This window comes from Rhizobium sp. P1_E1, assembly GCF_056406015.1.
Window position 1 is genome coordinate 1 of the sequence record NZ_JBFUAY010000061.1, and the last position, 23,571, is coordinate 23,571.

The window sequence follows — 23,571 nt, forward strand, 5'->3', positions numbered from 1 at the left end:
CCCAGGATAAACTTTTTCATTTTACTTCCTCCACAAAGCGGTGCCCGGCTGCACCCTCCTCACGCCGGAACTCCAGGCATTTGCTCTGAAGCCTATTCTATCTCGCGATCGATCTCGTTACTCACCGCACTGACACACAGCTTCAAAGCGCCGGCGCGGCCGCCAACCGCCCATAAGAGCCGGACTCGTGTGGCTCAGCGCTTCAGTTGAGCCTTTTGTTTCACCGCGCTGGCCGAATCCTTCAAGTGAGCGCAAAGCGCGTGGATGGCATTCGCTATCTCCTCATGAGTTCCGTTTTTCCGGTGGAGCGAAATTGACCGCTTCACGAATCTCTACGCGAAATTCCGCAGCAATCCATCATTCTGGCAAGGAGCTCACTTGCATTCTTGAAAGAATGTTGAGGGAAATGAGGGAATCCCATCATCCCCAGATGTTTTCGGGATGACGATATCGAAGGGCACGAGCTGGCCGATCTCGGTTGAGAAAGTGATCGTTATTCCAGGTGCCCCCGACGAAATCCGGAACCCGGCAAGAAGCGAGCGCATCCCGAAAATTGGCGGGATTGCAAGCCTCAGAACACTGGAAATCGCTTGCGCCCTAGCCTCCAGCCAGGTCACCCAGATCTGCACTAATTGTCGAAATACCTTTGGGGTGAYGTTCGTCCTTTTCGCTCAGTGAAACGCCCTTGTTGTTGCAAGGTGCAGCGGTGCTCCAAACTGCACTTCAAGGGTTGCTCCGCGTCGTCCGTCGGCGCGCGCGCGCTCCAACGGAAACGCTGAATGTCATTGGCATCTGTGACTGGGCCTGGCGTCGCAGCTGCCGCTACGGCAGCATAGTCTGTGATTTATAGAGGCGGAGCATCGTGGGGTTGTTGCCCGACCGCGAGATGGYAACGGCGGAAGCGTGGCTTGCCGTTCATCCAGGCATCACGGCCGTGTCGCACCGTTTCAGAACGCGTTCTGCGATAGCGAATGGCGTTGACGCTTCATTTGCAGATTGACCCGTTCAAGTTAGCAGAAGACGCCCACAGCTTCGCCCACTGAACTGGCAGGTCCTTGGGCTCAGAGCACCGAAACAACAGCCTTGGCGAGGTCGTCGAGCCGGTCTTCCCTGAGGCCCGCGACATTGAAGCGGGAATCACCAACCATATAGATGCCGAATTCATCTCGCAGGCGGTCGACCTGCGCTTCGGTCAGGCCGAGCCGCGAGAACATACCCCGATGGTCGGCAATAAAGTCGAAGCGCGAGGTGTTGGACTGGCGACGGAGCGCTTCGGCAAAGCCCTTTCGCAGGTTGAGCATACGAAGCCGCATAGCTTCTAGTTCGGACTTCCAGTCAGCGCGCAGTGTATCGTCCTCGAGGATAAGGCGGACGGCGGCGGCGGCATGGTCCGGCGGCATGGAATACAGCACGCGAGTGGTGGCGAGCGCCTGACTGCCAGCGATCTTTACACTTTCTGCGTCCCTGCCCATCAGGATGACGGCGCCGACGCGGTCGCGGTAGACCGAAAAGTTCTTCGAGCAGGAGGTGGCGACAGCCATTTCCGGCACCTTGCTTGCGAGCAGGCGAACGGCGGCGGCATCTGCCTCCAAACCGTCGCCAAAGCCTTGATAGGCAAGATCGATAAAGGGAAAAAGGTCGCGTTCGACGAGAAGATCCGCCACCAGACCCCATTGCTCGATCGTCAGATTGGCGCCGGTCGGGTTGTGGCAGCAGCCATGCACCAGAATGATGTCGCCGGCCTTTGCCTGCTTCAATCCCTTGAGCATGGCCTCGGCCTTCACCGTGCCGCTGGCGGGATCGAAATAGGGATAGGTCGCGATATTGAGGCCTGCAGCCTTCAGGATCGGTACATGATTCACCCAGGTCGGGTCGGAGAGCCAGACGGTGGCGTCCGGCCGGGCCTTTACCAATAGGTCGGCGATCGTGCGGAGTGCGCCCGAGCCGCCCGCTGTCTGGCAGGCGAACATGCGCGAGAGATCGGCCTTCTCGCCAAAGACCAGCTTCAGCATGGCCTTGTTGAAACCCTCATCGCCTGCCATGCCGACATAGGTCTTGCTCGTCTGGCTTTCATAGAGGCGCTTCTCAGCGTCACGCACGGCCCGCATGATGACGGTCGCACCCTGCGAATCCTTGTAGACGCCGACGCCGAGATCCATTTTCGTCGGCCGTGCGTCATTTCTGTACAGAGCCGAGAGGCTGAGGATCTTGTCTGGCGGCGCGGCAGTGAGGGTTTCGAACACGGCTTTTCCTTTGAATTAAGGTCGAATGCGGAGACGCTGCCCCGCGTCGGCTGAATCAATGCTCGAACTCGCTTTGCGACCCGGAGCGTATTGCGGCAAGAACCTGCTTTTGAAGAGCAACGAATTCCGACGTTGCAATCATGTCCTGGTTTCGTGGACGGGAAAGCCCGACGTGGAAAGTCGCGTTGATGCGTCCCGGATTGATGCTCATCGCCACAATTCGGTCGGACAGATAGACGGCTTCTTCGACATCGTGCGTGACGAACAGGACGGTCAGCCGATGCTCTTCCCAGATTTGGGTCAGCAGTTCCTGCATCTGGTGTCGGGTCAGAGCGTCGAGCGCGCCGAACGGCTCATCCATCAATAGCATTTTCGGTCGATAGGACAGGGCACGTGCAATGGCGACGCGCTGCTTCATGCCACCCGACAGTTGCGACGGAAATGCATCGGCGAACTTGGTGAGCTTCACCAGTTCAATGTGGTGGCGGGCGACATCCCGGCACTCGGCAGTCGGCAACCCGGCCGCCTGCAGGGCGAATTCAACATTCTGCTGCGCGGTCAGCCACGGCAACAGCGTGTAGGATTGGAAGACAACGCCGCGATCGAGCCCGGGACCGACGATCGGCGCTCCATCCGTCAGAAGAAGGCCATTGTCGAAGCCCTGAAGTCCGGCGACGATCGACAGCAGCGTACTCTTGCCGCAGCCGGAAGCACCGACCAAGGAGACGAATTCGTTGTCAGCGAGTTCCAGGTCGATACCGCTGAGGGCGTGGACGGGGCTCTTCCTGCCACCATACCATTTGTTCAGACCCTCGATCTTTAGTTTGGGTTCGCTCATCTCAATGCCTTGCAGCGTAACGGAAGAAGATGCGCTCCAGGGCCTTCATGCTTTGGTCTGTGATCAGACCGAGCAAGCCAAGGAGCAGGATGTAACCAATGATCGTCTGCGTCTGGAAATATCGCTGAGAGACGACGATCCGATAGCCGAGGCCGGACGTCGCCGCCACAAGTTCTGCCAGCACAAGCCAGGTCCAGGCCCAGCCGAGGCTGATGCGCAGCGTGTCCCAGATGCCGGGGAGGGCAGACGGCAGGACGATGCGGCGCAGGATCCTGGTTTCTGACATTCCGAGCGTACGGCCCAGTCCGACGAAGTCGGTCGGCACACGCTTGACGCTGTCCATGACCATCAGTACCTGCTGGAAGAAGGTTCCGATAAAGATGATGACGAACTTCTGGATATCGCTTGTTCCTGCCCACAGTATGGTCAGCGGAACGAAGGCGACAACCGGCATGTAACGAACGAAGTCGACAAAGGGCTCAATAGCCGCTTCCCACGTCTTGAAACAGCCGATCATGATCCCGATCGGGATCGCCAGGGCCGATGCAATAAGAAATCCGACGAGCATGCGATAGATGCTGATCCCGGCATCCGTCCACAGCGTGCCATCGACCGCCAGTTCCATCATCTTGGCCCACACCGCTCCGGGCGAGGGCAGAAAAATCGGTTTCACCCAGCCGGTGATGGTAGCAACCCACCACACGGCAAACAGCAGCGCAAAGACGGCAACGGCAATCAGAAAAAACGACCGGCCGCTGATCGGATCCCCGATCCGAAAGGCACCAGGTGGTCTACCGACGCCCGCGCGCGATGGCGCGCGGGACCTTTCTTTCGTTGTGGACGACAATTCTGAGCTAGACATTACGGTCCCGTTGGTGGCCAGAGGTCACTTGTTCGCTGCATCGACAAACGATGTGTCGATCATGCTGTCGGCGGAAACGTCCTGGGTCACGAGGCCGGCTGTTTTGGCCGCCTTCAGAACGTCGGCGAAGGTCTTGGTCTTGAAGTCACCGGCAAAGGCCTTGGCTGCTTCGGCAGAGCTGTAGTATTGGACACCGTCGAAAGCCGTTTTCAGATCATCCGGGGAGGCGCCTACGGCCTTCGAGATGATGGTGCGGTCCTCCTCGGTATTGGCCTTGTAGTCGGCCAGAGCCATGTCCCAGGCCTTGATCATGGCCAGAACCTGCCCAGGCTTCTGCTTCAGCACCTCCTCGCGAACGACGAGAACGTCGGAGACTAGGCCCGGATCCTTGCCGGCTTCAAAAAGCAGCTTGATATTCTTGTCCTGGGCCAGCGCCGTTGAAATGTAGGGCTCGTAGGTGACCGCGACGGGAACACGGCCTGCAATCAGTGCCGTTCCAGCATCAGCTGCCGGCATCGGCACGCGGACGATATCGTCGATCGTCATACCGTTGCTGGCAAGCGCGTAGTTCAGCAGGATGTCGCTTGTCGTGCCTTCCTCGAAGGCGATGTTCTTACCCTTGAGGTCAGCGACGCTCTTGATGTCGCTTCCGGCCAGGATCGCGTCCGCCTTCAGGCTGAAATCAAGAAGCGAGACGATCTTCACCGGCAGGCCGGCGGCAACCATGGCCATGGCCGTATGCGTGGCGATATTGGCAGCGTCGAGCTGACCGCTGGCAAGTGCCGCGTTGATGTCCTTGTCTTCGCTGAAGTTGACAAGTTCGACATCCTCAAGGCCTGCTTTCTTGAACAAGTCCTTGCTGGCGGCGACGTGCCATTGACCGTAACCGAGCCAGGGCTCGATGCCGATCTTGAAGGTACCCGGCTCCGGTTTGGACGGGATTTGATCCTGGGCGTTAGCCTGCGCACTGGCAAGAATGCCGACGATCCCGAGCGCGATCGCTGCGCGGGAAAACTGCTTGCTGATGGATTTGTAGTTCATTGGGAACCCCTCTTTTGATGATTTTAAYGGATCACAAAGCTTGCATCTTCTTAGGTTTGACGCCCGACCATCAAGCTCTTGGTGGCGGACATTGCGTACTTGTCTCCTTTCGCCGGCGTTAGCGGTTACTGTTTGAGTATGAGGTGCGAGCCACGTTCCTTTAAGTCGGCGATGGAGCTCACGCCCATCAAAGCCAAGGTAATCGAGATCTCCCGGCGTAATGTCTCGATCGCACGGTCGACGCCGGCCTGGCCTTTAGCTGCGAGACCGTAGGTATAGGCCCGACCCAACATGACACCATCGGCGCCCATTCCAAGTGCCTTGACAATATCGCTTCCCCTTCGCACGCCCCCGTCGAGCATCAGCGTGAAATCCGGTCCGACTGCGGCCCGGATGTCGGGAAGCGCTGCAATCGTGCTCATGGCGCCATCGAGTTGGCGACCGCCATGGTTCGAGATCACAATGCCGTCGACGCCGATCGCCTGTGCCTTTTTGGCATCCTCAGGTGAAAGGATGCCCTTAATAATCAGTTTGCCTTTCCACCGGTCGCGCAATGCCTCGATGTCCTTCCATGCGAGCCTTTTGTCGATGCGCCTGGAAAGATTGGCGGCCTGTTCGAGCGCTCCCCTCCCGAAGTCGGTGCGATGCTCGACCGCCCGAACGGAGGGCATGCCGCCGCGACCGATATCGAACAACCAGCCAGGCTTCCGGCATAGACTGGCGAACAGTCGAGGTGTGACACGCGTAAGAGATCGGAAGCCGTTTCGCACATCACGTTCGCGGATGGCGGTGATGGCCGTATCGACGGTCACGTACAGCGCCTCGACACCGGCCTCTTCCGCAGCGCTTAGAAACTCCTCGCAAAGCGCGCGGTCGTCGAGCACGTAAAGCTGAAAATGTAGCACACCGTCTGTCGCCTGCCGGAGGTCTGCCAGCGACGCGATCGAGAAGGTCGAAAGGCAGAAGGGGATGCCGGCAGCGTGAGCGGCACAGGCTGCCTTTTGTTCTCCGTTTCTCGCGTAAAGGCCAAGAAAGCCGACCGGCCCCAGCATGAATGGAAGAGGATGGCGTCGCCCGAGGTATTCGGTCGCCAGATCAGGCTCGGCATAGTTGCCGAGGACGTTCTGACGCAGTTGCAAAAGCGAGAAATCGTCCCTGTTTCGACGATAGGTTTCCTCCGCAAAGGAGCCGCCGTCGATGTAGTCAAAGAAGAGCTTCGGCAATCGCTTGCGAGCGGCCAGCCGGAGGTCATCGATATTGACGATCGTCACGATCTACCCCTCCGGATCTATCGTTGCGAGGAAGCGGGTCATCAGGTCCTCGCCCTCATCAGGCTCCGAGCCGACCATCATGGCCACAGAAAGCCCGATCAGGGAGGATGTCGGATTGTGGCTTGTCGCACCTGCGCGCAGGTTCATGACAAGCGTCGGGCATAGGAAAAGCCCGAGCCGGACAACTTTTCGCCAGTCTTGAGGAAGCATGTCGCGCTGTTTGAGGGCGGCAAGCAATGGCTTCCACATTGCTTCGGCCTTCGTTTCCAAAAGCGCCTTGCGAACCGGGGTCAGCTTCCAATCGAAATCCGCAAAGAGACGGCCGTTCTCGTAGTTGGCTGTGGCCTTGAATTTCTGTTCGGCAAGAGCCGGATCGTAGAGCCAGTAGGGATGGGCGAGGATATTGTGGAAGGTCGTCTTCACCTCCGCCAGAAGCGTCGGGATGTGCTCGCCGGCAAAGGCTGGGTCAAAGAAGGACAGGCTCGCGCGCCCTTCGCGCCGTTCGAACCAGACATTGGCGTTATGAGCGTCGCCGTGTGCCGTCACCCCGCCACTATCGGCCAGACGGACAGGGTTCAGTCTTTCATGCGCGGCGTCGAAAAGTTGGCCGAGAGTTTCGCTATACTCGATGCCATTGATGACAAAGCGGGCTTTCGAGAGCGAATCCCAGGAAAGCGTGACGCCTGGAAAGTCAAATGTCTTGCCGACATAAAAACTCTCCAGCCGCCCTCCAGGGTAGGTCCCTTTCGGGGCTGTCACCAGTCGATCGCGGAACAGGCGATGAACCGGCTCCTTCATGACCGCATCTGGAGTGACAGGATGCAACGTCCTCAGATAGACCGATAGGACGGTCTCATTGAGCCGGCGCTCCGCATCCACGGCCTGGCGTGCCATTTGCTCATCATGAAGCCCGTCGAGGGTACGCAGAGCATCGGAAAAGCGCGGATCGGTCCTGCGCCTGTAGACGAGGATCTGCTCGCCTGGAAGGGTCGACATCATAAGCGGCTGATCTACCGGCAGGCCGGCCTTGGCAAGAATGTCGGCGCGATAGTACTCACCGCTCATCTCCTCCTCGTTTTCCTCCTGATGGAATTTGAAGAAGTAGGGCTTTCCGTCGGCCTCGAAGAAGCCATTCAGTGAATTGAGGCTGTATTGATCGTGGTTGATCGCCAGATCGCGTGCGTCGACCCCAAACAGATCTCGCAACAGGTCGGCAAGAAGAGCTTCGGCACTGCCGTCGCCCCTCTTGGCATTTTCCCGTATGGCTGCCGTCCGACTGTTGGGCTGCCCCATGCTCTCTCACTCCTGCAATGACGCGAAGGTTTTCATTTTTTGGGCGGTAAGTATCTGCTGCCAAGCGAATAGCGGCTGCCGACATAGGTGAAGGTATTGACCGTTGCGATCGCCTGCCCCGTCCACGTTTTTCGGTTGAGGACCAGGCAGCTATCGCGCTCACGAATGTGCAGGAGGCGTGCATGTCTCTCCGTCGCCGGGATGGCGCTGATGAGATGCTCGACTTCGGTTAGGGGTGTGCTGTGCTGAAGGTAATCGTAGGTGCCGATGGACGTAAAATCCTGATCGAGATAGTTCTTTACCAGCTCTGTATTGACATAGCGCTCCTCCAGCTGAACAGGGACGCCATTCTCGTAGTGAACGACCATCGAGTGATCGACGGGGCAAAGCTTTCTGAACTCGAACGCGTCCAATAGCATTTGATCCGGCCGCTCGATCCGCTCGAGCAGGATCACCTCCGCGCGGTGTTGGCTTCCACGCGCCTTGATCTCGCTGATGATGTTGCTGATCTCGATGAGTGTCGACTGTGCTTTGGGAGGCGAGACGAACGTCCCGACCCCCTGGACCCTGCGCAGATAGCCTTCGGCGGTCAGTTCACGAAGCGCGCGATGGACCGTCATGCGAGAAACGCCGAGCGAAGACGTCAACTCGTGCTCGGACGGAAGCTTCTCGTTCTGTGGCCAGTTGCCGTTCCCGATATTGTCGAGCACGAAGTCCTTGACCTTTTCGTAGAGCGGCAGCGCGGTGTTTGAAAGGCCGGGCAATTTCTATCTCCGTCTCACGCCGAGGCGTGTGCTCGATCAATCGGCTATTCGAATGATCGTCTTTATTTTGGTTGAACGACCATCGATCAGTCGGTGGTATGCATCAGGAATTCCGTCGAGTGAGTTCAGGATCTCGCTAAATTGCAGAAGTGCAGGCTGCAGCTTTGGCAACATCGCGATGGCATCGGCGAGTTCGTCTTCAAAGGCATGGCAGCCAATCAGGGAAATCTCACGCTCGACGAGGACATTGGGATCCAGATCCAGTTTCCCATGACTAATACCCACAAGAGCGAAGGCGCCGCCCCCGTCCAGAAGTTCGATGCCTTGCGCGATGGCTTTTGTACTTCCCGTTGCATCCACCGCGTAACGCAGTCGCGCGTCGCCGAGTGCGGTTCTTGCTTGCGACTTATCCAGTGCGACCACCGATCCTCCGCAAATTGCGGCCACCATCTCGGCACGGCTGCCATTCAAATCCGCAAACAACAACTTTCCATCGTGGAGATGTGAAAGCAGCAAACCGCAGAGACCGCCTATCGTCCCGCAGCCGACTAGGAGAATCGCCTCGCCTTGGGGTGGGTTAAGCCGTCGTATCGCATGAAGGGCGACAGCCAAAGGTTCGGCCATGGCCGCCACTGCAGGATCAAGTGACGGCTCGTGTTTGAAAACCAGACGAGCGGGTAGTTGGGCCTGCTCCGCAAATCCTCCGTCGCATACCTCGCCGACGAAACCGAGATGTTCGCAGATATTGGTGCGGCCTGATCTGCATGGTTCGCATTGGCCACAGTAAAAGCGGGAGTCAGCTGCGACGAGGTCACCGATCGCGAGACCTTCGACACCCTCACCAAGCGCGGAAACGCGCCCGCAAAACTCGTGTCCAGCGGTGGATGGGCGCCTGCTGATCCATTGACCGGTTCGGTAGTTGTGAACGTCCGAGCCGCAGATGCCCGCGGCGCGAACGTCGATCGTCACGTAGCCCGCGGGCGGCGACAGAGGTTTGTCGACTTCCTCGACCCTGAGATCAAACGCGTCGTAAAGCCGAACCGCCTTCATCCTGTCAGCCTCGCTTTGGCAGATAGTTGTCGCGGACCGCCGAGACTGCGTGCGCGTGGGATGAGAAGCCTTCATATTCCGCCAGCTTGTGGGCACGCTTCGCAAACTCGGGATAGGCCGACGCTGTCACGTAGCCGATCGAGCTGCGCTTCACAAAATCGGTCACCGACAGCGGGCCGAACGTGCGCGCCCAGCGGCTCGTCGGCAGCACGGCATTTGGACCGAGGCAGAAATTGGCGATGCTGACAGGCGTATGCGGACCCATGAGGATTTCTGCAGCCTCGGTGATCTTTCCGAGATGGGCGAAGGGATCCTGCGAGAGGATTTCGAGATGCTCCGGCGCGTAGGCGTTGACGAAATCGTAGCTTTCCTCGATCGAGGAGGTGAGGATGATCCCACCGCATTTGCCTGAAAGGACAGCGCTCGAAAACTGAACCCGCTGTTCGGTCATACGTGCCCAATGCTCCGGCAGCGCGGCGAGGGCCTCCTCGGCCACGCGGCGGCTATGGGTCACGAGATAGGCGGAAGAGTCGGGACCATGCTCGGCCTCGATCAGGAGATCGAGCGCGGCAAGGCCGCCATGGACAGTGTCGTCCGCGAAAATGATCGCTTCCGAAGGGCCAGCAGGCAGGCCTGTGTCGATGATACCTGACAGGCTCCGCTTGGCTGCGACCACCCAAGGGCTTCCCGGTCCAACGATCTTCAGTGCCGGCTTGATCGTTTCCGTCCCGTAGGCAACAGCTGCGACTGCCTGAGCGCCTCCTACCTTGTAGACAGTTTCCACACCGGCCAGACGCGCTGCCACCAGCGTTGCGGCGTCCACGCTACCGTCCGGGGCAGGCGGAGTGACGATCGCCAGATTGGGAACACCTGCCACGACGGCCGGGACGGAGGTCATCATCGTGACCGACGGAAACGAACCTTTGCCGCGTGGAACGTAAAGCGCGGCGGACTTGATCGGGGTGAAGCGGTCGCCGGCAAAGGCGCCTGGCTTGATCTCCTTCAGCCACATGGCTTCAGGCTTCTGCTCTTCATGAAAATTGCGAATATTCTCAATGCCGAAGGTGATGGCCTCGATCACATCCTCGCTAACGAGCTTGAAAGCCGCATCGAATTCCGCCTCCGTTGCTTTGATCGTTGCTTCTGTAATATTTGCCTTGTCGAGGTCGCGGCCGAAGCGGGCAACGGCGCGGTCACCCTCGGTGCGCACGGCCTCAAGGATTGGTGCCACCTTCTCGATGAAGCCCGAGATGTCTGTTTCGGACCGTCGCAAGAGTGCGGCCTGCTCATCCGGTCCAAGATTGGAATATTCATGAAAGGTGACGTCGGTCATTGCTCATACCCTTATTGGCGCACAGAGGCGCTGACAGCCGCTGTCGTCCGCGCCCTGCCGGCGCGACGATATATCGTCCCTACAGGTCATGCGGAAACGCACCGCAAGTCGGTGGCAACCGGGCAATACCCTGCAAGCTGTTCGTGCGAGGATGCCGGATATGGTTATCCGGCAAATTCCCAGGAAGTCGAAGACTTCGTTCCCGTTTTATTGTCTAGAGTTGTCTATACATCTATAGACAATATGATCATTCCCGTGCTGTCAAGCGTCAATTTCCGTTTCTATATCGATGCCAGAAAGCCGCCGTCGACAGGAATGCATTGGCCAGTAATGTAGGCCGATGCGCCACTTGCAAGGAAGACGACGGCGCCGCCGATGTCGGAACCATCACCGAACCGCTTCTGTGGGATCTTGTCGAGCATTTTCGCAGACCAGCCCTTGTCCTGATAAAACCCTTCGGTCATCGCTGTTCGGAAATAGCCCGGAGCCACCGCATTTACGCGGATCCCTAGCGGCGCCCATTCCGCCGAAAGCGCGCGCGTCATACCCAGCAGTCCCGACTTCGAGGAGCCGTAGGGCACAGCGGTCGGGATACCGACGTAGGACGTGAGGGAGCAGAGATTGATTATGCTTCCACCGTGGGGTCGGCGCGACATCCGGCGTGCTGCGGCCTGCGACCAGAAGAACGCGCCCTTGAGGTTGGTGCCGATGATCTTGTCCCAGATCTGTTCATCGACCTCGAGCGAGGGAGAAGTCTGTTCGTAGCCGGCATTGTTGACAAGGATGTCGACAGCGCCAGTGATGTTTTCGAACTTGCTTAGCGTCTCGTCGATGGACGAGATGTCTGTCACATCCTGGGCGCTCGTGATGCAGGTCCTGTTAAGGGCCTCAATCATCTCTTTGGTTTCGCTCAGCGAATTTTGATCGCGTGCCGTAACGCAGACATCGGCACCCGCTTCGGCAAGCGCCAGCGCAATCCATTGGCCCAGGCCGCGGCTGGCACCGGTTACAACTGCCACTCTTCCTGCCAGATCGAACATCTTATTGGCCATGATGATCCCCTTGCTTCTGCAGGATAGAACCATCGTTCAAGAACGATGTCTATACATGCATTGACAAAGAGGCATTCCCATTCGTGCCAGAAAGACGCATGCCCCGCCTAGTAAGCGTAGGCGGCATCCTAACCCTACAATGTTGTCAGGTCGCTCTTTCCGCCAGTCGCTCCCTGCGCATGTAGGCCCAGTCAACAAGTTCGGCCATCGAGGGTCCCAGGGCTTTGCCCATCTCGGTCAGCTCGTATTCCACCTTCGGCGGCACCTGAGGATACACGGTACGGGTCACGATTCCGTCCTTTTCCAGTTCCTTCAGTTGCTGGATGAGCATCTTCTGGTTCACGCCTGCGCAGCGCCGTTCGAGTTCGGAAAAGCGAAGAGCCTCTTTCGCTCCGAACAGTTGGCAGATGATCACGATCTTCCACTTGCCTTCCAGCACACGCAGGGCGTCCGTAGTCGCTTCCGCCCATTTGAGATGCTGTTGCGGGTCTCCGCACTTCCAGTCACGATCCGCTGCCATACTTACCTTTTGGTGGGTAACCCACTTATCAGTCAGTTCTTGTTGATACTGCAGTATCTACTATCTTGTGGTGCAGAACAACAGGAGCATCAGCATGAAAATCGGCATAATTGGCATTGGCAACATCGGCGGCACCATAGCTCGCAAACTCGCGTCTGCGGGGCATGAGGTCAGGGTGGCCAACTCCAAAGGCGCGGTCGCTGTGCGGCCCTTTGCGGAGGAGATCGGAGCTACGGCGACCGACACGAACGGAGCTATCTCCGGAGCGGATTTGGTCATCATGTCCATCCCGCTTCCCGCTATCGAAAGGCTGCCGAAAAACCTCTTCAAAGACGTCCCCGCGAGCGTGCCGGTCGTTGATACCAGCAACTACTATCCGGGGCTGCGCGATCCGCAGATTGCCGACCTTGATGCAGGCGAGGCCGAAAGCGTGTGGGTCTCCAAACAAATCGGCCGTCCCGTCATCAAGGCGTTCAACAACATCCTTGCGCATTCTCTGGCGGAACTGGGTCAACCTGAAGGGACGGACGGTCGGCTGGCCGTAGCGGTCGCCGGAGATGATGACGCAGCGAAGCAGCTTGTTATGGGGATCGTGAACGAGGTCGGATTCGACCCGGTTGATGGCGGTACGCTTGAAGAGTCCTGGCGCCAGCAACCCTCGACGCCTGGCTATTGCTGCGATTACGATGCAGTCGCCATGCGCAGGGCACTCAATGCGGCGGTAAAGGGTGAAGCACCCAAGAAACGTGAACAGCTCACGAGCAAAATGGCAACTCTCGGCCCGAGCCCCACCCATGATGATGTCGTGGCGATGAATCGCTCCCTCAACCCACTAACCTGAGGTGGCACCATGTCAAAAGTCGTGTCAGAAAACCCGTAGGAGGATCATATCCGCCGGGTCCGCCAAGATGATGGTTACGTTTTGCAATGGAGCGTCGAGTATCTCCACGGAAGAAGGCAATCGATCCGCCTTTGCTCATGGCCTTTAGCGATGGCGGTGAGGGTGCTGGTTAAATACGCAAGCGGATCGACGTCATTTAAGTTGCTCGTCTCGATGAGCGAGGCGATGGTCGCCCAGTTGTCCGCTCCCGCGTCATGCCCGGCAAAAGTGCGTTCTTGTGGTTGAGGGCAATCGGCCGAATGGTCCTGTCGACGCTGTTGTTGTCGATCTCGATGCGACCGTCCAGACCCTTCCCAATATTTGGCGTCCGGACCAGGTCACCGAACCCAGCGATAGTCTTTAGGTGATGCCATCACCGCGCGCAATGCGCCTGACTTCGCCAGCGGCTGCGTCGAGGATGCCTTGCGACAAATTCTCATCCTGCAAGATGCGCGACAGCGTGACGGCGCCCACCATCAGAGACAGTATCGCCATCGCCTTGCCGCTGGGATTTGAGCTCTTGGCGTCGTCCATCAGCTCATCCAGCACCTCAAAGTGAGCGAGGATACCATCCTCAAATGGACGCCTGACCTCTTCACTCTGCCGCGCCGCGTCCGATCCCAACGCCACTAGAGGGCAACCGTCACCCTTTTCTCCAAGATGTCCGGGTGAGAGGTAGAACTCCATGACTGCTTCGAGGGGATCGGAACTTGTCGCAGCCGCCGTCGACCATCTGCGTGTAGCGCTTTCCAGCGCGCGCCTGGACGCCTGGGCTGCAAGATCGTCCTTGGACGAGAACTGCTTATAGAACCCACCTTGTGTAAGGCCCGCCCCCTTCATCAGATCTTTGAGGCCAATACCGTCGAAGCCGTGCTCTCGAAACAGACGGCTTGCGACGTTGATCACCGTTTCCCGGTTCTCCTCGGCCTGTGCCCGGCTCACTCTCATACTGATCTCCGATTAGATTTCATTTGACATCTATAACGCAATTAGATTTAGATCGCAATCTAAATCATCCGGATCGCTGGTCAAGAAGAGAACTTAAGATGAAACGCAAACATGTCCTGACTCTCGTGGGCCTCGCGGCAGCGGCGGGTGCCGGTGCCTATTTCGTGGTTTTCGGAACCCCTAAGTCGGAGGCAGAGGCTGCGGACCCAAGGACTGCCTCGCCACTGGTCAGGGTGGCAGAGGCGACAAGGACTGAAACGGCAGAGCGATCTTTTACCGGCACGGTTGCTTCGCGAGTACAGAGCAATCTGGGCTTTCGGGTTCCGGGCAAGATCGTTCAGCGGATGGTCGATGTGGGCCAGCAGGTCAAGCAAGGCCAGGCTCTGATGCGCATCGATGAAACCGATCTTCAGCTTGCTCTGACGGCGAAGCGCAATACGGTTACCGCAGCGCGTGCTGTCCTGATCCAAGCACAAGCAGACGAGAAACGGTATGCGGCGCTGGTCAAAAATGGATTGGCCGCCACCCCGCAGCGTTATGAACAAGCGAAAGCGGCCCTCGATACGGCCTCGGCACAGCTTGCCGCGGCTGAAGCGGACGCCGAGGTTGCGGAAAACGCCGCCTCCTATAGCGTTCTTCTTGCAGACTCGGATGGAACGGTCGTCGATACGCTCGGAGACCCGGGACAGGTGGTGTCAGCGGGACAAACGGTGGTTCAACTGGCGCAGGCGGGGCCGCGTGAAGCCGTTGTCTGGCTACCGGAAACCCTGCGGCCCGAGACAGGATCCGAAGCGCAAGCCAGTGTCTATGGAGGCGAGGGTCTAAGTGGAAAAGCCCTTTTGCGACAGATTTCCGATTCTGCCGACCTGCAAACCCGGACCTACGAGGCGCGGTATGTTCTCGAAGGCGCCGCTGCCTCTGCCCCGCTTGGTTCGACGGTGACGATCAAAATATTCGACGCGAACCGGCGATCGGAGGTCGCCGTACCAGTCGGTGCCATCCTGGACGACGGCAGCCGGACAGGTGTGTGGGTTGTCAACGGGGCCACATCGACCGTGAACTTCAAGCCTGTCGAGATCAAGCGGATCGGCGAGGAAATGGCATTTGTCACCGGAATAGGGGTTGGTCAGCAGGTTGTCGCTCTGGGCGCGCATCTACTGGAAAATGGCGCGACCGTCAGGACGGCTGCGCAGCAAGAGGTGACAAAGTAATGAGCTTCAATCTTTCCGCCATCGCGGTTCGCGAACGCGCCGTTACATTATTCTTTATTGTCCTGTTGGCCGCCGCCGGGGTCTATGCCTTTGTCAAATTGGGCCGCGCCGAGGATCCCTCCTTCACCATCAAGACCCTGACGGTAACCTCAGTTTGGCCGGGCGCCACCGCGCGTGAAATGCAGGATCTTGTCGCAGAGCCACTCGAGAAGCGTATCCAGGAACTCACCTGGTATGACCGCGTCGAAACAACGACGCGGCCTGGCTACGCATTCCTTACAGTCACACTCAAGGATAATACTCCGGCGTCCGCAGTTGAAGAGGAGTTCTACCAAGCGCGCAAGAAGCTCGGCGACGAGGCTCGAAATCTTCCGCCCGGCGTCATGGGTCCCTTTGTCAATGATGAATATTCCGACGTGAGCTTCGGCCTTTACGCATTGAAGGCGAAGGGGATGCCGATGCGGGACCTCGTTCGGCAGGCGGAGGTCATCCGCCAGGATCTGCTGCATGTTCCGGGCGTCAAGAAAATCAACATCCTCGGGGAGCGCCCCGAAGAGATATTCGTCGAATTTTCCTATGCCAAGCTCGCGACACTTGGAATATCGGCGCAGGATGTTGCCGCAGCCTTGCAGAGGCAGAACACGGTGACGCCCGCAGGCTCGATCGACACGCGCGGGCCACAGGTCTTCATCCGTTTCGACGGAGCCTATAATAGCGTACAGGCAATTGCCGACACGCCGATCGTAGCAGGTGGACGAACGGTGAAACTCTCCGATCTGGCGGATGTACGGCGTGGCTATGAGGATCCGGCCACTTACGTCATCCGTCACAATGGCGAACCGGTTTTGATGTTGGGCGCCGTAATGCAGCAGGGCTGGAATGGCCTTGACCTCGGCAAGGCGCTTGAAGCCCGGTCCGCCGCGATCGCGCAGACACTGCCGTTGGGCATGACCCTTACAAAAGTTAGCGATCAGGCCGTCAATATCGACGAGGCGGTCGGTGAATTCATGCTGAAGTTCGCCATGGCGCTTGGCGTCGTGCTGTTCGTGAGCCTTGTCGCACTCGGCTGGCGCGTTGGCATTGTCGTGGCACTCGCCGTGCCGCTGACGCTCGCCGTCGTCTTCCTCATCATGCTGGAAACCGGTCGGTTCTTCGACCGCATCACACTCGGCGCGCTCATTCTTGCGCTGGGCCTTCTCGTGGATGACGCCATCATCGCCATTGAGGTTATGGTGGTGAAGATGGAGGAGGGCATGGATCGCATTAAGGCGGCCGCTTATGCCTGGAGCCACACGGCGGCACCGATGCTGTCCGGCACACTCGTCACAATCATCGGACTGATGCCCGTTGGTTTCGCCWAGTCGACTGCAGGTGAATATGCCGGCAACATCTTCTGGGTCGTGGGATTTGCCCTGATCGTTTCCTGGATCGTCGCGGTGACTTTTACGCCCTACCTCGGCGTGAAGATGCTGCCTGACATCAAACCGGTGGAAGGTGGACACCACGCCATCTACGATACGCCGAACTATCGCCGCTTGCGCTCATTCATCGCGTTTGCGGTTCGCCATAAGTTCATGACCTGCGCCGTGGTCGGCGTGACGATGGCTGTCTCGGTCGTCGGGATGGGAGGGGTAAAACAACAGTTTTTCCCGACATCAGACCGGCCTGAGGTTCTCGTCGAAGTTCGCATGCCTGAAGGTACGAGCATTCAAACCACGACGGCCGCGGTGGAGAAGGTCGAAGACTGGTTGCAGGCCCAGCCGGAAACAAAAATCGTCACCAGCTATGTAGGGCAGGGCGCTCCCCGCTTCTTCTTTGCCATGGCGCCCGAGTTGCCCGACCCCGCCTTCGCCAAGGTTGTCGTGCTGACGCCCGATGCGCATGCACGAGAAGAGCTAAAGCATCGCCTTCGCGCCGCAATCTCTGACGGCCTTGTTCCAGAGGCATCCGTACGCGTCACGCAGCTCGTATTCGGTCCCTATACGCCGTTCCCGGTCGAGTTTCGGATCATGGGACCGGATCAGGAGGAACTCTATAAGATTTCCGAGCAAGCTCTGGCAATTATGAAAACTGTGCCCGATGTCCGTCAGGCCAATCGCGATTGGGGCAATCGAACGCCTGTGTTGCGCTTTGTCCCTGATCAGGAGCGGCTCAATCTGATCGGTCTTTCACCGTCCGAGGCAGCCCAGCAGATGCAGTTGCTGCTGAGCGGCATCCCTGTCACGCAGGTGCGCGACAACATCCGCAACGTGCCCGTCGTCGCACGCAGTGCTGGCGAGAACCGCCTCGATCCATCACGCCTTGCCGACTTTTCGCTGATGAGCCGGAATGGTCGCCAGGTTCCCCTCGATCAGATCGGGCATTCCGAAATCCGGTTCGAGGAACCGATCCTGAAACGGCGCGATCGGACACCGGTCATTACGATCAGGTCGGATATCAACGAGGCGACGCAGCCGCCGGAGGTCTCCCAGCAGGTGATGAAGGCCCTTCAGCCGCTTATCGCATCGCTTCCAGTGGGATATCGCATTGAGATGGGCGGCAACATCGAAGAATCGCTCAAGGCCAATGTCGCACTTGTTCAAGTCTTCCCGTTGATGATCGCGGCCATGTTGATTGTCATCATCCTCCAGGTACGCAGCCTTTCGACGATGACGATGGTCATGTTGACCGCGCCTCTTGGACTTGCAGGCGTGGTCCCAGCGCTGCTTCTGTTCAATCAACCCTTTGGATTCAACGCCATTCTCGGTTTGATAGGACTGGCCGGCATCCTCATGCGCAACACGCTGATCCTGACGGAGCAGATCAAGGAGAACCAGGCTGCAGGTCTCGACGACTATCACGCTGTCATTGAAGCAACCGTCCAGCGGACTCGTCCTGTCATCTTGACCGCGCTCGCAGCCGTACTGGCCTTTATACCGCTGACGCATTCGGTGTTCTGGGGATCGATGGCCTATACGCTGATTGGCGGAACGGCAGCCGGGACCGTGATGATACTGCTCTTCCTTCCAGCCCTTTACGCGGTGTGGTTCCGGATCAAGCCTGCAAAAGAAGAGAGCCACGAGGAAGCCATTGAGCGTCTCGAACCGCCGATAGCACTGGCTGCGGAGTAGGAATGTTGTGCCCGACCCGACGAGCCCTCCGCACCCGTACAGAAACGCATACCGATCTCTGGCGGGAGCGAATCCTCGATGTGGCGGAAGAACACTTTCGGCGCATCGGGTACAAAAAGACATCGGTAGCCGACATAGCATCCCACCTCGGGATGAGTAGCGCCAATATATATCGCTTTTTTCCTTCAAGGGCGGCGATCAACACGGCGATTTGTGGTCGCATCATCGGACAAACAATGCGGTCTGCAGCTTCGATTGCACAGATGGAGGGGCCGGCTTACGAGAAGCTGGTAGAACTTTTCAATCAGCTTCACAGGGAACGGAAAAACACCTTCCTGCACGAGAAGCCGGTTCATGATCTGGTTGTCGCCGCAACGGCACAGAACTGGGCGATCATCGGTGCGCATAATAAGCATCTCGTGGCGATCATCGAGGCGATTGTAAATGATGGGATCGACACAGGCGCGTTTCGTGTTGATGCGGCGAAGGCCGCCCGATCTCTGATGAACGCCCTCATGCCCTTCTACCACCCTGTTCTCATAGAGCAGGGGGTCCGAGACGGCGTAGATACCGAAGAAGGTCTGCGTGATCAGATCCACTTTATTCTGAAAGCAATCGATGCGTGAAGCGCTCGAATATCTCCATTCGCCATCAACCCCGAGGGAATCAAACATGGGGGGTCAGGTCCAGTTAATTGACAGGAAAACGAATGCAACACAGTGCTGACACGGGAACGCAAATCTCCGTCGTGGAAAAAATTGATGGCGCTCCCGGAAAACGTGCCCTGATCACCGGTGCGTCAAGTGGCCTTGGCCTCGAATTTGCTGAACTGCTCGCGGCGCAAAAAGTCAATCTCGTACTCGCGGCCCGGCGCAGGGAGCCAATGGAGAAGCTCGCTGCCGAACTTCGGCGGAAGCATGATGTCGATATCGTTGTCGAGCCAATCGATCTTGCCGCTCCAGGCGCTGCTGCCCGTTTGAAGACCAGCCTGGATGAGAAGTCGCTACAGATCGACATCCTGGTGAACAATGCCGGATACGGGTTGCACGGCGATTTTCTCGAAACACCGATCGAGCGCACCACCGATATGATCCAGCTCAACATCACGGCGCTCACCGAACTGAGCTATGCTTTCGGACGTGACATGGCCGCCCGGGGATCGGGCYAGATCCTTCTCGTGGCAAGTCTCCTTGCGCTTCAGCCGGTTCCCAGCTTTGCTGCTTACGCTGCGACGAAGTCTTATGTACTGGCGTTTGGAGAAGCCCTGCACGAAGAGCTCCGTCGGCAAGGCGTGGTCGTCACCAGCCTTTGCCCAGGGCACACCGAAACGGGTTTCGATACAGCTGCCGGGGCTCCGGTCTCACCCATACTGCGCCTTTTGACAATGAAGCCCCGTCCAGTCGCCGAAAGCGGCCTTCGAGCACTCTCTCAGGGGAAAGCGTCCGTGATCGCCGGGTTCATGAATAACGTCGTTGCCTTTTCAAATCGCTTGACGCCACGTTCGATGCAGCGAGCCACCATGAAAAGAATTCTGGGGCCATAGAATGATCATTGTTGCCGCCCCATACCGATATCCGGACAGGCCGGTTTCCAATCCCCAGCGTGCAMTGCTTCATCGACATGGCATCTACCGCCGCAGCGGTCCCTTCAGTCGATTAATGCATCCAGAATACCCTGGCGATCATCAATGGGTATCGACAAGAGGAAGAAAGGCTCGCAGCATATCGCCGTTCCATATAACGATGCGCGTGCCGCTGATCTTCGATCAGGATGACTATCCCCCGTGGCCGAGTTCTTGAAGTAGGTTACAGTAAGATACGACCGCGGAATTCGATCCGCATTTGATCGCCAAGGAGCGGAGCTAGAGTGGTGTCGCTTCCTTGATCAACGAGTAGTCGTGGCTAGGAACCGATAGACTCCCAAACCTTGCGAGGACCTATGGTACAGCCCAGTGTCAAACCTACCGCCCACTCCGCGCTACCCATCGTCAATTGGGTCCGCGGCTACCAGCATGACTGGCTGTCGCATGATGTATTCGCCGGTGTCGCGCTCTGGGCGGTCATGGTTCCTGAAGGAATGGCTTACGCCGGTATCGTCGGTGTCCCGCCGATCATGGGACTTTACACGATAGTCCCGGCACTCCTTGCCTACGCACTTCTCGGTAGCTCATGCCAGCTTGTTGTCGGACCCGATACGGCGACCGGTTTGCTCTCTGCGTTGACCGTTGGTGCCATCGCGACCCAGGGGACGGCGGATTTCAATTCGCTGACGTCAACACTGGCGGTGCTGATCGGCTTTCTCTTCCTGATCTTTGGTTTCATGCGGATGGGGTGGATCGCCAGCTTTATTCCTGCGCCGGTTATGCGGGGGTTCATAGAAGGTCTCGTCTACGTGACGATCATCGGCCAAGTGCCTCATCTGCTTGGTATCGAAGGCGGATCGGGGAACTTTTTCGACAAGCTCTCCAACATCTTGGCACACCTGCCGGACGTCCATGTTGCGCCTGCCGCAACCGGTCTGCTTTCGCTCGCTACCATGTTATTGCTTCGCCGTCTGGTGCCGCTCGTACCGGCAGCTCTCGTCGTCATGGCCGTTGCCACGATCGCCATCGGCGTGCTTGGCGGAGAGGCTTTCGGCGTGCATGTAGCGGGCCACATCCCCTCAGGCTTGCCAAGTCTGGCCCAGCCAAACCTTGATCCAGCAATATGGTTGCAACTTGCGCCAGGCGCGCTTGCGATCGTGATGGTCGGATACGCGGAAGCTCTTGGGGCGGCCAAGGCGGCCGCACTGGAAAGCGGCGCCGAGATTGACCCGAACCAGGAACTCATCGCACACGGACCCGCGAACATGTTAAGCGGGCTTTTCGGCGGTTTCCTCGTAGTGGGCAGCCTCTCCAAGACATCGGTGGCAATGGCAGCAGGCGCACGAAGCCAAGCAGCTAACCTGGTCGCCGCTGCGCTCTGCTTCCTAACGCTGATTTTCTTGACCCCGCTTTTCCGCACGATGCCGCAACCGGCGCTAGCGGCCGTTGTCATCGCGGCAATGCTGCATCTGTCGAAGCCAAGCTACTTACGGCAGCTGTTCTTGCGCAGCCGCTGGTCTTTCGCGAACGTTCTCATTGTCATTGCGGGTGAGTTGATCCTTGGCGTGCCACAGGGCATCGCGCTTGGAGTCGTGCTATCTCTCCTGACGCTTATCTATCTCGTAAGCCACCCACTCAGCGCCGAACTTGGTCAAGTCCCAGGGGTCGAGGCCTATCGGGATGTGGAACGCCATCCAGACGCAAGGACGTTTGACAGGCTCTTGATATGGAGAGCTGGCGGTGACCTTTTCTTCGCGACCATCGGACGAATGGCCGGCATGTTGAAAGAAGCTCTGAGCGCACGACCCGAGGTCAGATGCGCGCTGCTCGACTTTAGCTCGGTAAACTTTATCGACGTGACTGCAGTGGACGGGCTTTCTGTCCTTATCAAGGACCTTCGGAGCGTGGGCGTCACCGTCGCATTCTCCCACGTTCGGGACCCCGTACGAGATGCCATGCGGCTTGCCGGGATTGAGGAATTGGTGGGACCGGGCAGGTTCTACGAACGGACAACGGACGGAGTGAATGCATGGCTGGAGGAAAGCAATTCCTTGGCTGGCTAAGTTACGGCATGGGATAGAAAGATGCAGATTTGCCACATGCAGCGTTTCTCACGAATGGAACCTATACAAGTCTGGTATGCCAGCACAGACAGCATGACCGTGTGACCAGCAGCCCCGATGGCCATGGCATCTTTCGTCGAAAGCGATTCGATGAGCTTGACGAGGCAGTCGCCGTTTAACCTGGCTCTGTGCGCATATCCGCCGTGATGGGTCTGACTCAGACCCCAACTTTGGCAACCACCTGGCCGAGCGAGGCAGCGGGCGACCAAAGCCGATCCGGCCAGCAGTATCTCAGCCCCTTGGCGGCGCCCCGCTGGTGCACCAGCGTGCTGATGGGCGCCGATGATGATGGGCTCATCGATCACATATTCGAAGTCTGGATCGTGCGAGATAGCGGCGAACGTGCGCCACGAGATACCCTTCCGGCTCCCGCTGCTGAAACGGCGGAAGACATTGTTACACTCGCCGAATCATTCCGGCGGGTCGCGACAGGGCGAGCCGGTACGCACCAAAGCACTGCTTCCACAAACATGCGGTTGTCGCGGCCGGACGAACTGCGTGTGCGGCAGCTTTGAATCTGATTTGCTCATGGCAGACCGTCTTGCAAATAACCTGCGACGTGAGTTGGAATTAGCCAGATCACATCTCGTTCAAAAAATGTTGCGCTGCAATATGGTGTGGAGCTCTTTTTTTCGGAGTTCCTTTCCCTTTATCTACGCTTGCGAAAAGATCGCTTCTGCAACCCGCCGGATGAGCGACAACCTCCCAACCCGATGTCCGGCTAGAAAGAGGATCCGAATATGGGTGATCTCCTGAAAGGTATCTCCAATTTTCGCGGCGCCGTGTTTCCTGGTCACTCGGCGCTTTACCGCAAGTTGGCTCGCGAAGGCCAGCAACCACATGCCTTGATGATATCTTGTGCTGACAGCCGCGTAATGCCGGAAACGATAACGCAGTCCGGTCCCGGCGATCTCTTCGTTTGCCGCAATGCAGGCAATATTGTTCCGCCCTTTTCGACCCTCAATGGTGGCGTCTCGTCGGCTATCGAATACGCTATCCTCGCGTTAGGTGTCAGCGACATTGTCGTTTGCGGTCACTCCGATTGCGGGGCGATGAAAGGGCTGTGCCGGCCGGAAATGCTGGAACCGATGCCGAATGTCGCAGCCTGGCTGCGGCACAGTCACGCCGCCTTTTCGATTGTTTGCCAAGCCTATCCCGACAACCTTTCCGAAGCCGAACGCGTGCGTGCAGTGGGCATGGAAAACGTCGTTGTTCAGCTCGACCACTTAAAGACGCATCCGTCCGTGGCTGCAAAGCTCGCGACCAACGAGATCACCCTGCATGGCTGGTTCTTCGACATCGAGACGGGCGAGGTCCAAGTCTATGACGGGGCTTTGGCAAGTTTTACCGAGGTGCAGGAGGGTGAGGCGCTGCCAGTCGCCTTCACAGGGCGAAATCACCCGCATGTCATGCCGCGGGTTTCTGCAACGCTTGCCGGGGAATAGTGACA

At 58.2% G+C, this 23,571-nt stretch carries 19 protein-coding genes and 3 pseudogenes; 8 read left to right on the plus strand and 14 right to left on the minus strand.

What is annotated here, in order from left to right; genetic code table 11:
• Positions 1-730: 730 nt before the first annotated feature.
• A pseudogene (locus AC1D1Z_RS20140) lies at positions 731-940 on the plus strand (ISL3 family transposase); the annotation flags it as partial.
• Positions 941-1,061: 121 nt separating this feature from the next.
• Here AC1D1Z_RS20140 and AC1D1Z_RS20145 read toward each other — a convergent pair.
• From AC1D1Z_RS20145 to AC1D1Z_RS20195, 11 genes are all read right to left on the minus strand, one after another.
• Positions 1,062-2,243 (minus strand): amino acid aminotransferase, encoded by a 1,182-nt coding sequence (locus AC1D1Z_RS20145; protein ID WP_018245236.1) that lies wholly within the window; start codon positions 2,241-2,243, stop codon positions 1,062-1,064.
• A 55-nt stretch (positions 2,244-2,298) separates the two neighbouring features.
• Positions 2,299-3,081 (minus strand): ABC transporter ATP-binding protein, encoded by a 783-nt coding sequence (locus AC1D1Z_RS20150; RefSeq protein WP_018245235.1) that lies wholly within the window; start codon positions 3,079-3,081, stop codon positions 2,299-2,301.
• A gap of 1 nt (position 3,082) precedes the next feature.
• A complete protein-coding gene (locus AC1D1Z_RS20155) occupies positions 3,083-3,943 on the minus strand; it encodes an ABC transporter permease (protein WP_026188656.1) in 861 nt (286 codons plus the stop codon).
• A 24-nt stretch (positions 3,944-3,967) separates the two neighbouring features.
• Entirely contained in the window at positions 3,968-4,984 is a 1,017-nt protein-coding gene (locus AC1D1Z_RS20160; protein ID WP_018245233.1) for an ABC transporter substrate-binding protein, read from the minus strand.
• A 125-nt stretch (positions 4,985-5,109) separates the two neighbouring features.
• A complete protein-coding gene (locus AC1D1Z_RS20165; protein ID WP_018245232.1) occupies positions 5,110-6,255 on the minus strand; it encodes an alpha-hydroxy acid oxidase in 1,146 nt (381 codons plus the stop codon).
• 3 nt (positions 6,256-6,258) lie between these two features.
• Positions 6,259-7,548, minus strand: a complete 1,290-nt coding sequence (locus AC1D1Z_RS20170; RefSeq protein ID WP_018245231.1) for a hypothetical protein — start codon at positions 7,546-7,548, stop codon at positions 6,259-6,261.
• Between the two features lie 32 nt (positions 7,549-7,580).
• A complete protein-coding gene (hutC, locus tag AC1D1Z_RS20175) occupies positions 7,581-8,312 on the minus strand; it encodes a histidine utilization repressor (protein WP_018245230.1) in 732 nt (243 codons plus the stop codon).
• 36 nt (positions 8,313-8,348) lie between these two features.
• The gene (locus AC1D1Z_RS20180; protein ID WP_018245229.1) at positions 8,349-9,362 is read right to left on the minus strand and encodes a zinc-dependent alcohol dehydrogenase; all 1,014 of its coding nucleotides are present in this window, start codon (positions 9,360-9,362) and stop codon (positions 8,349-8,351) included.
• Between the two features lie 4 nt (positions 9,363-9,366).
• A complete protein-coding gene (hisD, locus tag AC1D1Z_RS20185) occupies positions 9,367-10,695 on the minus strand; it encodes a histidinol dehydrogenase (RefSeq protein WP_018245228.1) in 1,329 nt (442 codons plus the stop codon).
• Positions 10,696-10,976: 281 nt separating this feature from the next.
• The gene (locus tag AC1D1Z_RS20190) at positions 10,977-11,747 is read right to left on the minus strand and encodes an SDR family NAD(P)-dependent oxidoreductase (RefSeq protein WP_018245227.1); all 771 of its coding nucleotides are present in this window, start codon (positions 11,745-11,747) and stop codon (positions 10,977-10,979) included.
• A 145-nt stretch (positions 11,748-11,892) separates the two neighbouring features.
• Entirely contained in the window at positions 11,893-12,267 is a 375-nt protein-coding gene (locus AC1D1Z_RS20195; RefSeq protein WP_018517409.1) for a winged helix-turn-helix transcriptional regulator, read from the minus strand.
• Between the two features lie 94 nt (positions 12,268-12,361).
• Between AC1D1Z_RS20195 and AC1D1Z_RS20200 the strand changes: the two genes are divergently transcribed.
• Positions 12,362-13,108 carry an NADPH-dependent F420 reductase gene (locus AC1D1Z_RS20200; protein WP_018245225.1) on the plus strand — a complete coding sequence of 249 codons (747 nt, stop codon included), beginning with the start codon at positions 12,362-12,364 and terminating at the stop codon, positions 13,106-13,108.
• A 74-nt stretch (positions 13,109-13,182) separates the two neighbouring features.
• Here the strand turns inward: AC1D1Z_RS20200 and AC1D1Z_RS20205 are convergent.
• Positions 13,183-13,451 (minus strand): annotated as a pseudogene (locus AC1D1Z_RS20205) (transposase domain-containing protein); the annotation flags it as partial.
• Between the two features lie 56 nt (positions 13,452-13,507).
• The gene (locus AC1D1Z_RS20210) at positions 13,508-14,095 is read right to left on the minus strand and encodes a TetR/AcrR family transcriptional regulator (protein WP_018245223.1); all 588 of its coding nucleotides are present in this window, start codon (positions 14,093-14,095) and stop codon (positions 13,508-13,510) included.
• Between the two features lie 98 nt (positions 14,096-14,193).
• Between AC1D1Z_RS20210 and AC1D1Z_RS20215 the strand changes: the two genes are divergently transcribed.
• The 5 genes from AC1D1Z_RS20215 to AC1D1Z_RS20235 all read left to right on the plus strand — a co-directional run bounded on the left by AC1D1Z_RS20215 (position 14,194) and on the right by AC1D1Z_RS20235 (position 22,061).
• Positions 14,194-15,306, plus strand: coding sequence for an efflux RND transporter periplasmic adaptor subunit (locus tag AC1D1Z_RS20215; protein ID WP_018245222.1), 1,113 nt, complete (start codon positions 14,194-14,196; stop codon positions 15,304-15,306).
• On the plus strand, positions 15,306-18,416 hold the full coding sequence (locus AC1D1Z_RS20220; protein ID WP_477851612.1) for an efflux RND transporter permease subunit: 3,111 nt from the start codon (positions 15,306-15,308) through the stop codon (positions 18,414-18,416). Before AC1D1Z_RS20215 ends, AC1D1Z_RS20220 begins: the two co-directional genes overlap by 1 nt.
• Positions 18,417-18,418: 2 nt before the next feature.
• Positions 18,419-19,042 (plus strand): TetR/AcrR family transcriptional regulator, encoded by a 624-nt coding sequence (locus AC1D1Z_RS20225; protein ID WP_018245220.1) that lies wholly within the window; start codon positions 18,419-18,421, stop codon positions 19,040-19,042.
• Positions 19,043-19,125: 83 nt separating this feature from the next.
• The gene (locus AC1D1Z_RS20230) at positions 19,126-19,959 is read left to right on the plus strand and encodes an SDR family NAD(P)-dependent oxidoreductase (protein WP_477851613.1); all 834 of its coding nucleotides are present in this window, start codon (positions 19,126-19,128) and stop codon (positions 19,957-19,959) included.
• A gap of 395 nt (positions 19,960-20,354) precedes the next feature.
• Positions 20,355-22,061: a SulP family inorganic anion transporter gene (locus AC1D1Z_RS20235; protein ID WP_018245218.1), complete on the plus strand. Its 1,707-nt coding sequence runs from the start codon at positions 20,355-20,357 to the stop codon at positions 22,059-22,061.
• Positions 22,062-22,351: 290 nt separating this feature from the next.
• Here AC1D1Z_RS20235 and AC1D1Z_RS20240 read toward each other — a convergent pair.
• A pseudogene (locus AC1D1Z_RS20240) lies at positions 22,352-22,626 on the minus strand (IS5/IS1182 family transposase); the annotation flags it as partial.
• 235 nt (positions 22,627-22,861) lie between these two features.
• Between AC1D1Z_RS20240 and AC1D1Z_RS20245 the strand changes: the two are divergent.
• Complete coding sequence (locus tag AC1D1Z_RS20245; RefSeq protein ID WP_026188655.1) at positions 22,862-23,566, plus strand: carbonic anhydrase; 705 nt, start codon at positions 22,862-22,864, stop codon at positions 23,564-23,566.
• Positions 23,567-23,571 lie beyond the last annotated feature (5 nt).